The sequence below is a fragment of the Pseudomonas sp. Ag1 genome, assembly GCF_000278565.1.
In the GTDB taxonomy this organism is placed as follows: Bacteria; Pseudomonadota; Gammaproteobacteria; order Pseudomonadales; family Pseudomonadaceae; genus Aquipseudomonas.
Genome location: NZ_AKVH01000112.1, coordinates 177,514 through 189,791, shown reverse-complemented (window position 1 = coordinate 189,791; position 12,278 = coordinate 177,514). Strand labels below are relative to the sequence as shown.

General features: G+C 61.3%; 10 protein-coding genes. 8 read left to right on the top strand and 2 right to left on the bottom strand.

The annotated features are described in order from the left end of the window. Positions 1 to 94 precede the first annotated feature (94 nt). The 7 genes from cpdA (at position 95) to A462_RS02450 (ending at position 8,190) form a co-directional block, all read left to right on the top strand. The gene (gene cpdA / locus A462_RS02420) at positions 95 to 910 is read left to right on the top strand and encodes a 3',5'-cyclic-AMP phosphodiesterase (RefSeq protein WP_008439120.1); all 816 of its coding nucleotides are present in this window, start codon (positions 95 to 97) and stop codon (positions 908 to 910) included. 49 nt (positions 911 to 959) lie between these two features. Then, positions 960 to 1,568, top strand: a complete 609-nt coding sequence (locus tag A462_RS02425) for a YqiA/YcfP family alpha/beta fold hydrolase (RefSeq protein WP_003209516.1) — start codon at positions 960 to 962, stop codon at positions 1,566 to 1,568. 44 nt (positions 1,569 to 1,612) lie between these two features. Continuing rightward, entirely contained in the window at positions 1,613 to 3,517 is a 1,905-nt protein-coding gene (gene parE, locus A462_RS02430) for a DNA topoisomerase IV subunit B (protein ID WP_008439119.1), read from the top strand. Beyond that, on the top strand, positions 3,517 to 4,512 hold the full coding sequence (locus A462_RS02435) for an esterase-like activity of phytase family protein (protein ID WP_008439118.1): 996 nt from the start codon (positions 3,517 to 3,519) through the stop codon (positions 4,510 to 4,512). The genes parE and A462_RS02435 overlap by 1 nt, the downstream gene beginning before the upstream one ends. Continuing rightward, entirely contained in the window at positions 4,509 to 5,030 is a 522-nt protein-coding gene (locus A462_RS02440) for a retropepsin-like aspartic protease family protein (RefSeq protein ID WP_008439113.1), read from the top strand. The genes A462_RS02435 and A462_RS02440 overlap by 4 nt, the downstream gene beginning before the upstream one ends. A gap of 10 nt (positions 5,031 to 5,040) precedes the next feature. After that, positions 5,041 to 7,305: a DNA topoisomerase IV subunit A gene (gene parC, locus A462_RS02445; RefSeq protein WP_003217539.1), complete on the top strand. Its 2,265-nt coding sequence runs from the start codon at positions 5,041 to 5,043 to the stop codon at positions 7,303 to 7,305. Between the two features lie 177 nt (positions 7,306 to 7,482). After that, positions 7,483 to 8,190: a PqiC family protein gene (locus A462_RS02450; RefSeq protein WP_003217538.1), complete on the top strand. Its 708-nt coding sequence runs from the start codon at positions 7,483 to 7,485 to the stop codon at positions 8,188 to 8,190. Between the two features lie 187 nt (positions 8,191 to 8,377). On the opposite strand, the gene A462_RS02455 is transcribed toward A462_RS02450, so the two are convergent. Further along, a complete protein-coding gene (locus A462_RS02455) occupies positions 8,378 to 9,910 on the bottom strand; it encodes an AhpA/YtjB family protein (protein ID WP_008439111.1) in 1,533 nt (510 codons plus the stop codon). A gap of 134 nt (positions 9,911 to 10,044) precedes the next feature. Between A462_RS02455 and serB the strand changes: the two genes are divergently transcribed. Further along, complete coding sequence (gene serB / locus A462_RS02460) at positions 10,045 to 11,259, top strand: phosphoserine phosphatase SerB (RefSeq protein WP_003217536.1); 1,215 nt, start codon at positions 10,045 to 10,047, stop codon at positions 11,257 to 11,259. Positions 11,260 to 11,403: 144 nt separating this feature from the next. Here serB and asd read toward each other — a convergent pair whose 3' ends face one another. Next, positions 11,404 to 12,264, bottom strand: a complete 861-nt coding sequence (gene asd, locus A462_RS02465; RefSeq protein WP_008439110.1) for an archaetidylserine decarboxylase — start codon at positions 12,262 to 12,264, stop codon at positions 11,404 to 11,406. Positions 12,265 to 12,278: the final 14 nt, after the last annotated feature.

Here is a 12,278-nt window from a genome sequence, read left to right as displayed (position 1 = left end):
AACTGCGTCCGCTTCACGGGTTTCCTCTTTGTGTCCTGCCCCAGCATAATCGCCTCAAATGTCCATTCCTGTGATCACGCCCTGGGAGAACGCCTTGCCGAGCGTATCCGCCATGAACCCTGACGCTTCGGCGTTGCTGGTGCAGTTGTCCGACAGTCACCTGTTTGCTGAGGCGGACGGCGGCCTGCTGGGCATGAATACCCGCGAGAGCCTGCAACGGGTGATCGACACGGTGCTGGTGCAGCAGCCGCAGATTGATCTGGTGCTGGCCACCGGGGATTTGTCCCAGGACGGTACGCTGGAGTCGTATCAGGCGTTTCGTGACATGACGCGGCAGATTCAGGCGCCGGCGCGCTGGATCCCGGGGAATCACGATGAGCCGCAGGTGATGCTGCAAGCGGCGATCAACAGTGCGTTGCTGGAACCGGTGGTGGATGTGGGTAACTGGCGGATTACCCTGCTGGACTCGGCGGTGCCGGGCTCGGTGCCGGGGTATTTGCAGGACCAGCAACTGCAACTGTTGGCGCAATCGTTGAGTGAGGCGCCGACTCGGCATCATCTGGTGTGTTTTCACCATCATCCGGTGTCGATTGGGTGCGCTTGGATGGAGCCCATCGGATTGCGCAATCCTGAGGCGTTGTTTGCGGTGCTGGATCGGTTTCCGCAGGTGCGGGCGGTGCTTTGGGGGCATGTGCATCAGGAAATTGACCGGGAGCGCAATGGGGTGCGTTTGTTGGCTTCGCCTTCTACCTGTATTCAGTTCGCTCCCGGGAGTGAGGATTTCAGCGTGAGTGAGCAGGCACCCGGGTATCGCTGGCTGCGGTTGCATGCCGACGGGCGGTTGGAAACCGGTGTGGAGCGGGTGCAGGGCTTCGCGTTTCAGGTGGATTACGGTAGCAACGGCTACTGAGATTTCCCTGTAAACTGCGCCTCTTTGGCAGACCCACAGAGGACCCGGAATGTCCGCATCGATCTTGTATATCCACGGTTTCAACAGCGCACCAGCCTCCAACAAGGCCAGCCAGTTGATCACCGTGATGGACAGCCTCGGTCTGGCCGACCAACTGCGCGTGCCGGCCCTGCATCACCACCCCCGCCAGGCGATCCCCCAGTTGGAGGCGGCTATCCGTGACCTCGGAAGGCCACTGCTGGTAGGCAGCTCACTCGGCGGCTACTATGCAACCCATCTTGCCGAACGCCATGGCCTCAACGCCTTGCTGGTCAACCCGGCAGTCAGCCCTCATCGGATGTTCGACGGTTACCTGGGCACCCAGAAGAACCTCTACACCGATGAGACCTGGGAGCTGACCCACGACCACGTCGCGGCCCTGGCCGAGCTGGAAGTGCCGGCGCCCCAGGACGCCCAGCGTTATCAGGTGTGGTTGCAGACCGGCGATGAAACACTGGATTATCGCCTCGCCCAGCAGTATTACCGGGCCTGTGCCTTGCGCATCCAGGCCGGTGGCGATCACGGTTACCAGGGCTTCGCCCAACAGTTACCGGCGCTGTTGAGTTTTGCCGGCATAGGCTCCGATCAGTACCAATCCTTCGATTTCACCGCATTGTGAAACCGCAGGTTACTTTTTAATCGAACGACTCACGACGAGACCCCATGGCCACTCCCAGCGCTAGCTCTTATAACGCCGACGCCATCGAAGTCCTCTCGGGCCTCGACCCGGTGCGCAAACGCCCCGGCATGTACACCGACACCAGTCGGCCGAACCACCTTGCCCAGGAAGTCATCGACAACAGCGTCGACGAAGCCTTGGCCGGGCACGCCAAGTCGGTACAAGTCATCCTTCACGCCGACCATTCCCTGGAAGTGTCCGACGACGGTCGTGGCATGCCGGTGGACATTCACCCGGAAGAGGGTGTGTCGGGCGTCGAGCTGATCCTCACCAAGCTGCACGCCGGCGGCAAGTTCTCCAACAAGAACTACCAGTTCTCCGGTGGCTTGCACGGTGTGGGTATTTCCGTGGTCAACGCCCTGTCGAACCACGTACGGGTCAAGGTCAAGCGCGACGGCAACGAGTATCAGATGACTTTCGCCAATGGCTACAAGGCCACCGACCTGGAAGTGATCGGCACCGTCGGCAAGCGCAACACCGGCACCAGCGTGTACTTCGCGCCGGACCCGAAATACTTCGATTCACCGAAATTCTCCATCAGCCGCCTCAAGCATGTGCTCAAGGCCAAGGCTGTTCTGTGCCCGGGCCTGCTGGTCAGCTTTGAAGACAAAGGCACCGGCGAAAAGGTCGAGTGGCATTACGAAGACGGCCTGCGGTCCTACCTGGAAGACTCCGTCAGCGAATTCGAGCGCCTGCCGAACGAGCCGTTCTGCGGCAGCCTGGCGGGTAATAAAGAAGCCGTGGACTGGGCCTTGTTGTGGCTGCCGGAAGGTGGCGACAGCGTCCAGGAAAGCTACGTCAACCTGATCCCGACGGCCCAGGGCGGTACCCACGTCAACGGTTTGCGCCAGGGCTTGCTGGATGCCATGCGCGAATTCTGCGAATACCGCAGCCTGCTGCCGCGCGGCGTGAAGCTGGCGCCGGAAGACGTCTGGGAGCGGATCGCGTTCGTCCTGTCGATGAAAATGCAGGAGCCGCAATTCTCCGGCCAGACCAAGGAGCGCCTGTCGTCCCGTGAGGCAGCGGCGTTCGTCTCCGGGGTGGTAAAGGATGCCTTCAGCCTGTGGCTCAACGAACACCCTGAATTGGGCCTGGCCCTGGCGGAGTTGGCGATCAACAACGCCGGTCGTCGCCTGAAGGCCAGCAAGAAAGTCGAACGCAAGCGCATTACCCAGGGGCCGGCACTGCCTGGCAAGCTGGCGGACTGCGCCGGGCAAGACCCGATGCGCTCCGAGCTGTTCCTGGTGGAAGGTGATTCTGCCGGCGGTTCCGCCAAGCAAGCGCGGGACAAGGAATTCCAGGCGATCCTGCCCCTGCGCGGCAAGATCCTAAACACCTGGGAAGTCGATGGCAGCGAAGTACTGGCCAGCCAGGAAGTGCACAACATTGCCGTGGCCATCGGTGTCGACCCGGGCGCGGCGGACATGAGTCAGCTGCGCTACGGCAAGATCTGCATCCTCGCCGACGCCGACTCCGACGGCTTGCACATTGCGACCTTGCTCTGTGCATTGTTCGTCCAGCACTTCCGCCCATTGGTGGATGCCGGTCACGTCTATGTCGCCATGCCGCCGCTGTACCGCATCGACCTGGGCAAAGAGATTTTCTACGCCCTGGACGAAGCCGAGCGCGATGGCATCCTCGATCGCCTGGTGGCCGAGAAGAAACGCGGCAAGCCGCAGGTCACCCGATTCAAGGGCCTGGGTGAGATGAACCCGCCGCAGCTGCGGGAAACCACCATGGACCCGAACACTCGGCGCCTGGTGCAGTTGACCCTGGAAGATTTCGCCGCCACCTCGGAAATGATGGACATGTTGCTGGCGAAGAAACGCGCGCCGGATCGCAAGAACTGGCTGGAGTCCAAGGGCAACCTGGCCGAGGTTCTGGGCTGATGCGCAGCAGTTTCGCCCTGGCGATTCTGTTGTTGAGCGGGTTGGCGACCACCTCGGCGGTCGCGGCGCCCGTGGCTGAGCTGAAGCTGTTGTCGGAACACCCAGTGGAAGGCATGCGCGGCGGCAACCTGTCGGGCCTGGCCTTATGCGGTAGCGAATTGTGGACAGTCTCCGATCGCGATGACGACCAGATCTACCGGCTCGATACCGCCGGTGACGTCTGGAAAGCAGAGACATACGGGATTGATGTGCCGCCGGTGCCGGCGTCGGGTTTGCCCTTTGGCCTGCGCTCACGCACCAGGGCAGCTGCGTTGATTCGTGGTGGTGATCTGGATTTTGAAGGCCTCAGCTGCGATTCGGCGGGTAACCGTTACATTGTCAGCGAAGCCCACGCGGCGGTGCTGCGAGTGCCGGTGACCGGTGAGCCCGAGTGGTTGAAGATCGCCCCGGGCATGGTTCGCGAAGCTCGGGCCAGTGGCATGTTGCTGCACTTCAACGCGCTGTTTGAAGGCATCGTGGTGAACCCGGAAGGCAATCAAATCTGGCTCGCAGCAGAGCGTGAGCGGCGCGGGTTGATCTCCATCAAGCGCCCGCAAACCCTCTGGGATTGTGAAGGCCCTTGTGTATTGCTGAGCGAGGCCGGCCAGGAGATGCAGCCGGCGCAGTTCCCGGGCGCCAAGGCGGTGTCCAAGGACTTTGCCGACCTGGCGCTGTTCAATGGCAAGCTGTTTACCCTGGAGCGCAATGCGTTTCAGGTGTGTCGCCGGGATGTGGTCACGGCCCAGGTGGAGTTGTGCTGGTCGTTTGCCGATGAAGCGCTGACGCCGAATCGGCGTTATGCCCAGGCCTATGGATTGGCCGAAGCCTTGGTGGTGGACGCTGACGGTGCCTGGATCGGCATCGACAATAACTTCGGTGCCCGCGCCGATGGCGAAAAGCGGCCGGTGGTCTATCGTTTCGCCGCCCCTGCGGGTGGCTGGAGCGCCAAGCCATGAGTGCGCAACCACCCGGCAAGCGCGCCGGGCGTGTGTTGATGTTCGTCGCGTGGGGCGCCGGCCTGTTTTTGGCGACACGATTTTTTGGGCAGTGGGAAGCGCGACAGGAAAACCCCAATGCCGTGGTGACCTCGGAGCAGCACGAGGGTTATATCGAAGTAAAACTGCTGGGCAACGGCCAAGGGCATTTTGTCGCCACTGGCCAGATCAACGGCAAGCCGGTGCAGTTCATGCTCGACACCGGGGCCACCGACGTGGCGGTTCCGGCTGAATTGGCCGACCGTCTCGGGCTTGAACGCGGCATGCCGGTTGGCGTGAGTACGGCCAACGGGCGAACCCAGGGCTTTCGGACCGAGTTGGGCCGCCTGCAACTGGGCGATATCGTCCTTCGGGACGTGCGCGCCATCGTGGTACCCGGTTTGGGCGATGAACAGGTATTGCTGGGCATGAGTGCATTGAAACAACTTGAATTTACCCAGCGCAGCGGCACTTTGCTGCTGCGCCAGACCAAACAATGATGAGGCCCGCATGAGTGACATCCTTGCAGACAGCTTAGATGGCGTTGAACGCCGGTCGCTGGCTGACTTCACCGAAAATGCCTACCTCAACTACTCCATGTACGTGATCATGGACCGTGCCTTGCCGCATATCGGCGACGGCCTGAAGCCCGTACAGCGGCGCATTATCTATGCGATGAGTGAGTTGGGCCTGGACGCTGACTCCAAGCACAAGAAGTCGGCGCGTACCGTCGGTGACGTGCTCGGTAAGTTCCACCCCCACGGCGATTCGGCGTGCTACGAAGCCATGGTGCTGATGGCCCAGCCGTTCAGCTACCGCTACACGCTGGTGGACGGCCAGGGTAACTGGGGGGCGCCGGATGATCCGAAGTCCTTCGCCGCCATGCGTTACACCGAAGCGCGTCTGTCGCGGTATTCGGAAGTGCTGCTCAGCGAACTGGGCCAGGGCACGGCCAACTGGGGCCCGAACTTTGACGGCACCCTCGACGAGCCGCTGGTGTTGCCGGCACGTTTGCCGAATATCCTGCTCAATGGCACCACGGGTATCGCCGTGGGCATGGCCACTGACGTACCGCCCCACAACCTGCGGGAAGTGGCCAGCGCCTGCGTGCGCCTGCTGGATGAGCCGAAGGCTACGGTCGAACAGCTCTGCGAGCATATCCAGGGCCCGGATTACCCGACCGAAGCAGAAATCATCACGCCTCGCGCCGACCTGCTGAAAATCTACCAGACCGGTAAAGGCTCGGTGCGCATGCGCGCCGTGTACCACATCGAAGACGGCGACATCATCGTCACGGCGCTGCCGCACCAGGTGTCCGGCGCCAAGGTGCTGGAGCAGATTGCCGCGCTGATGCAGGCCAAGCCGTCGAAGCTGCCGCAAGTCGCCGACCTGCGTGACGAGTCCGACCACGAAAACCCGTGCCGCATCGTGATCATCCCGACCAACAGCCGGGTCGACCATGAAGTGCTGATGCAGCATCTGTTCGCCAGCACCGAGCTGGAGTCCAGCTATCGGGTCAACATCAACATCATTGGCCTGGACGGCAAGCCGCAGTTGAAGAACCTGCGGGCTTTGCTGGTGGAATGGCTGGAATTCCGGGTGCAGACCGTGCGTCGCCGCCTGCAATTCCGCCTGGACAAGGTCGAACGCCGCCTGCACCTGTTGGACGGCTTGCTGATCGCTTACCTCAACCTGGATGAAGTGATCCATATCATCCGTACCGCCGAGCACCCGAAGGCCGAGCTGATCGCGCGCTTCGAACTCAGCGAAATCCAGGCCGACTATATCCTCGACACCCGTCTGCGTCAGTTGGCGCGACTGGAAGAGATGAAGCTGCGGGACGAACAGGACGCGCTGCTCAAGGAACAAGCCAAGCTCCAGGCCCTGCTGGGCAGCGAGGCCAAGCTGAAGAAGCTGGTGCGCACCGAGCTGATCAAGGACGCCGAAACCTATGGCGACGACCGCCGCTCGCCGATTGTCGAGCGCGCCGAAGCCAAGGCCCTGACCGAAACCGAGCTGCTGCCCAACGAGAAAATTACCGTCGTTCTGTCGGAAAAGGGTTGGGTTCGCTCAGCCAAAGGGCATGATATTGACGCCACCGGCCTGTCTTACAAGGCTGGCGACGGTTTCAAAACCGCGGCGGCGGGGCGTTCCAACCAGTTTGCGGTGTTTATCGACTCCACCGGTCGCAGTTACTCGGTGCCGGCGCACACCTTGCCATCGGCGCGGGGGCAGGGCGAGCCATTGACCGGACGCCTGACACCGCCACCGGGTGCGAATTTTGAGTGCGTGCTGCTGCCGGACGATGACTCGTTGTACGTCATCGCTTCCGATGCGGGCTATGGGTTCGTGGTCAAGGGTGAAGACCTGCAGGCCAAGAACAAGGCGGGCAAGGCGTTGTTGAGCCTGCCGAACAACGCCAAGGTGATCCTGCCGCGTCCGGTGGAAGACCGTGAAGGCAACTGGCTGGCGTCGGTGACGACCGAAGGGCGCCTGCTGGTGTTCAAGATCAGCGATTTGCCGCAGTTGGGCAAAGGCAAGGGCAACAAGATCATTGGTATTCCCGGGGAGCGGGTGGCCAGTCGCGAAGAGTACGTGACCGACATCGCCGTGATCCCGGAAGGCTCGACCCTGGTGTTGCAGGCCGGCAAGCGCACGTTGTCACTGCGCCCTGACGACCTCGAGCACTACAAGGGTGAGCGGGGTCGTCGTGGCAATAAACTGCCGCGCGGCTTCCAGCGAGTGGACGCTTTACTGGTGGAAACGCCCGTTTAAGGCGATATAGAGCGCCCGATCTACGATTTAACCCGTAGATCGACGCTTTCGCGCTGGAGTCATGGCGCATATTCACGGATGATATGGCCTTTCCAGCGCCGGCGTGGCTGAGCGCGTACAGGTTATTTTTGAGTATTACATTGTGGTTCGCCTTGTGGCAGCCACCTGGATGGGATGATGACTGCTCCGCGCCTTCCTTTATTTTTGTTGCTCGCTGGCCTTTTGGGCCTGGCGGGTTGCAGCACACACCAACCGGTGTCGCTGTATCAGCTGGACAGTGGAAGTCCGGCTCAGCCTGCACAAAGTGCCGGCATGGCTGTATTGCTTGGCCCTGTTGTAGTGGCCGACTATCTGCAACGTGAAACCCTGCTGCAACGTCAGAACGACGGCAGCCTGCAAGGTTCCACCGATGGCCGCTGGGCCGGTAGCCTTTCGTCCGACATCAATCAGTTGATGTTGCGCCAGGTGGCTGGCCACCTGGACAGCCAGCGTGTGGTATTGGCGCCGGCGCCGTTGGGTTTTGCCCCGGACGTACAGGTGCTGCTGACCATTACGCGACTGGACTCGGGCGTTTCGCAGCCCGCTATCCTCGACGCGCAATGGCGCCTGATCGACCGTCGTGGCCAGGTGCGGGATAACCGCATCGTGCACTTGCAGGAAGAGCACAGCGGCAGCACCGCGTCCCAGGTCCAGGCCCAGGGTGTGTTGCTGCAACGTTTGGCTGACCAGCTGTCGGTGGCCCTCAAGCCATTGGCCAATCAGCCAGCGGTGGCAGAAGCGCCACGCAAACAGGCCCCGGCGCAGCCCAAGGCTGCGGCACCGGAGAAGCCGAAGATGCCGATGGCCGTGCCGATTCGCACCGATATGGAAGTGTTCAGGTTCTGACCTGAATACAGACCAACAAAAAGGCCCGCTGATGAGCGGGCCTTTTGTTTGTGCGGGATTTGAGCGGTACGCAGATCTAATGTGGGAGCGGGCTTGCTCGCGAAGGCGGCGGATCAGTCGATACATAGGCTGACTGACAGGCCGCTTTCGCGAGCAAGCCCGCTCCCACATTGATTTGCGTTGTTCTTTAGTTCTTCGCCCGCGTCTCATGCATCCGCGCCAGCTGGCGCTCAAGCATCGACGGGTAAGGCTCCATCAACCGCTCCACACAGCACGCACCTTCAGGGCTGGCAATCGGGCGGATCCGCGCACGCTGGCGAATCAGCACGTCGTCACTGATCTTGCGTTCCACCAGCAGCAGGTTGCGGCTGTGTTGCGACAAGGCCAGCGCATCCTGGGCAATCTCGGTCAGGAGCAGATCGATCTGGCTCATGCCATACAGATCGTCGCCCACCGTCAGGCCCAATTGCAGTTGCAGGGTGATGCCGCTGTCGGCCACTTCGATTTGCAGCGCATGGCCCAGGGCCCGCAGCAGTTCACCGCAGCAGATGGCGTTGGTCAGGTAGTCTTCGCCGCTGTCTTCGCTGTGGAACAGCATCAAGGTGCTGCCGTCGTTCAGGGTGTGCAGTTCGCTCTGATACAGCGAGGCCGCCTGGTCGAGGCAGTCACGATAACGTTCCAGCAGCTCGGTCAGGCGTGCCCGCGGCAAGCGACGCAGTTGATCCTGTGCGCCCAGTTGCACGGCCAATACGGCGCTGTGCTGGGGCTGGGTGCTGCGCACCGGAGCAGGCTGCACAGCAGGAGCGGTTGGCACTGAAGTATCGCGAAGATCGGCGAACGGGTCTTCTTCGTCCAGTTCGTCTTCTTCTGCCTTGATCACATGACGGGTCGCCGGCTTTTGGGCCGCTACCGGCGCAGACTCGTCGAAGCTCGGGTCCCGCAGGTTGCGCACTTCAAACTCGGGCTCGTCGTCTTCGTAGTCGGTGTCGTCGAACTCGGGCTCGGGTTCAACCTCGGGCACTACGGGCTCCGGCGCGAAGCTGGTGTGCAGTTGGCGGGCGAGGTCGCCGATTTCGTCCTGGCGGTCGGTGGCCGGGGTGTGTTCATCGATATCCCGCAGCCAGATGCGCAGTTGCATCAGTGGCGTGGAGATATGCCGGCCCAGGCGCAGGCTCAAGGCCAGGGACAGTGCCAGCAGGATCGCACTCAAGATACCCATGCTTTGCAGGCTGATGGTCATCGGCTGCTGGAACTGTTGCATGTCCAGGCTGATGCGCAGTTGGCCGGCCTTCACGTCCTGAAACGTGATATTGCTCTGGTACAGGCCTTCGGCTTCACCCAGCAGGCCGTTTTTCGGGCGTTGCCCGGCTTCGGCCATGATCCGGTTGTCCACGCTATAGATAGCGGCGTGGGCCACCAGCGGGTTCTTGGTCAGGTTGTTGAGCAGCACGTTGAGGCTGAGGATGTCGTTGGACACCAACAACTCAGTCGCCGAGGTGGCGGTCTGGGTGGTCAGGCTCTCGCCCAAAGCGTCGGCTTGCTCGTGCATGGCCTGCTTGAACTGCAAACCCATCACGCAGGCGTAGATGACCAGGGCCAGGGCGACCAGGATCACGTTATGGCTGGCGATGCGTAATGCGATCGGTACACGGCGGTGGCGCAGTGCCCGGAAGATCAGCAGGAAGAAGTTATCGGTTTTTACTGGCGTGGGCCGGTTCACTTAAGCTCGGCTCTTTAGTCCGTGAAGTTGACGCGCAGTATAGCGACAGGCCCAAGACCGGCAAAGCGCTGGCTGTGCCCGATGGTCACTGAAAGTGGGTAGAATGCGGTTTTTTTCCAGCTCGGGGGTGCGCTTTGCGCGAAATTGTCCTGATTAACATCACAGGTGAGGACCGTCCGGGTCTCACTGCAGCCATTACCGGTGTTCTGGCCCAGGGTGGTGTGAACATTCTCGACATCGGCCAGGCAGTGATTCACGACACGCTGTCGTTCGGCATCCTGGTGGAAATTCCCAGCACCGAGCAAGCCTCGTCCGTGCTCAAGGACATCCTGTTTACGGCGTATAAGCTGGATCAGCAGGTGCGTTTCACCCCGGTGTCCGAAGAGGATTACCAGAGTTGGGTGGCCGGCCAGGGCAAAAAACGCCACATCGTGACGCTGTTGACTCGCAAGGTGACGGCCGAGCAACTGCAGCGTGTCAGTTCGATCACGGCTCAGTACGGTTTGAATATCGACCATATTGACCGTCTGTCGGGTCGCATGCCATTGGACACGCCAGCGGACAAGGGCAAGGGCTGCATTGAGTTCTCCGTACGCGGTGAGCCGGCAGATCCCCAGGCCCTGCGTGCCGAATTCCTGAGCGTTGCCCAGGAGCTGAATGTCGATATCGCCTTCCAGGAAGACTCGCTGTTCCGCCGCAATCGCCGCCTGGCGGTGTTCGACATGGATTCGACGCTGATCGAAGCCGAAGTCATCGACGAATTGGCCAAGGCTGCCGGTGTAGGCGAGCAGGTTTCGGAAATTACCGAGCGTGCCATGGCTGGTGAGCTGGATTTCCGAGCCAGCTTCAAGGAGCGCCTGGCGCTGCTCAAGGGCCTGGATGTGAGCGTACTGGACTCCATCGGCGCCTCGCTGCGACTGACCGAAGGCGCCGAAACCCTGTTCGCCGAACTCAAGCGCCTGGGCTACAAGACCGCGATCCTGTCGGGCGGTTTCACCTACTTCGCCAAGCAATTGCAGGCCAAGCTGGGTATTGACTATGTGTTCGCCAACGAGCTGGAAGTGGTGGACGGCAAGGTGACGGGTGTGGCCGTGGAGCCGATTGTCGACGCACAGCGTAAGGCTGACCTGTTGCGGGAATTGGCACACAAGGAAGGGTTGCGTCTGGAGCAGACCATTGCGGTCGGCGACGGGGCGAATGACTTGCCGATGCTGGCGATTGCCGGGTTGGGTGTGGCGTTCCGGGCCAAGCCGCTGGTCAAGCAATCGGCCAAGCAGGCGATTTCGACTTTAGGGCTGGATGGCGTGTTGTACCTGTTGGGCTTTCGCGACCGCGACGGTCAACTGTAAACGACACAAAGCTTAAGGTCTGAACCGGATCAATGTGGGAGTCGGGCTTGCCCGCGATGCAGGCGCCTCGTTCTTTCAGAGGGACCGCGCCGATGCTATCGCAGGCAAGCCAGCTCCCACATTTTGATCTTCAATCGCCTTGAGTCAGGCTTTCGGCAAACCCATGCCCTGGCCCATCTGCACCGGCGTCCCCGCCTGCAGTGCTTCCGACCATTGCACCTGGTCCGGCCCAAACAGCACGATTGCCGTCGAACCCAGCTTGAAGCGCCCCAGTTCTGCACCTTTTTCCAGGTGGATCGGCCCACGGGCAGCTTCGTCGTAGCGGAAGGTTTTCAGCTCGCGTTTTGGCGGCGTTACCAAGCCTGCCCAAACCGTTTCAATCGATGCCACGATCATCGCGCCAACCAGCACCACGGCCATCGGGCCGCGTTCGGTGTCGAAAATGCAGGCAACACGCTCGTTACGCGCAAACAGTTCCGGCACATTTTCGGCGGTGGTCTGGTTTACTGAGAAGATTCGGCCAGGGATATAAACCATTTCCCGCAGGGTGCCGGCCAATGGCATATGCACCCGGTGGTAGTCCTTCGGCGACAGGTAAACAGTGGCGAAATCGCCGCCCATGAACGGCGCAGCCACCGCCGCATCGCCGCCCAGCAATTCCAGCACGCTGAAGCTGTGGCCCTTGGCCTGGAACACCCGGCCATGTTCAATCGGGCCCAACTGGCTGACCGCGCCATCGGCCGGGCTCAACACCGCGCCTGGGGTCTGATCCAGCGGGCGTGCACCGTCTTTCAGTGCGCGGGTGAAGAAGGCGTTGAAGTGCTCGTAAGCGGTCACGTCTTCAACCAGGGCCTGGGACATGTCCACTTGATAACGCTTGGCAAACCAGCGGGTGAACGCATTCTTGAACCAGCGCACGCGGCATTCGGCAATGCAACCGGCCAGACGCGACAGCAGGTGGTGGGGCAGCAAGTACTGGCTGAGGATGAACAACTGCTTTTTCATTAACTGTCCTTAAA

What these genes read in the sequence shown, in the direction of transcription:
- A462_RS02425 (WP_003209516.1), top strand. Translation starts at nt 960, where the DNA reads ATGTCCGCATCGATCTTGTATATCCACGGTTTCAACAGCGCACCAGCC.
- parE (WP_008439119.1), top strand. Translation starts at nt 1,613, where the DNA reads ATGGCCACTCCCAGCGCTAGCTCTTATAACGCCGACGCCATCGAAGTC.
- A462_RS02435 (WP_008439118.1), top strand. Translation starts at nt 3,517, where the DNA reads ATGCGCAGCAGTTTCGCCCTGGCGATTCTGTTGTTGAGCGGGTTGGCG.
- A462_RS02440 (WP_008439113.1), top strand. Translation starts at nt 4,509, where the DNA reads ATGAGTGCGCAACCACCCGGCAAGCGCGCCGGGCGTGTGTTGATGTTC.
- parC (WP_003217539.1), top strand. Translation starts at nt 5,041, where the DNA reads ATGAGTGACATCCTTGCAGACAGCTTAGATGGCGTTGAACGCCGGTCG.
- A462_RS02450 (WP_003217538.1), top strand. Translation starts at nt 7,483, where the DNA reads ATGACTGCTCCGCGCCTTCCTTTATTTTTGTTGCTCGCTGGCCTTTTG.
- asd (WP_008439110.1), bottom strand. Translation starts at nt 12,264, where the DNA reads ATGAAAAAGCAGTTGTTCATCCTCAGCCAGTACTTGCTGCCCCACCAC.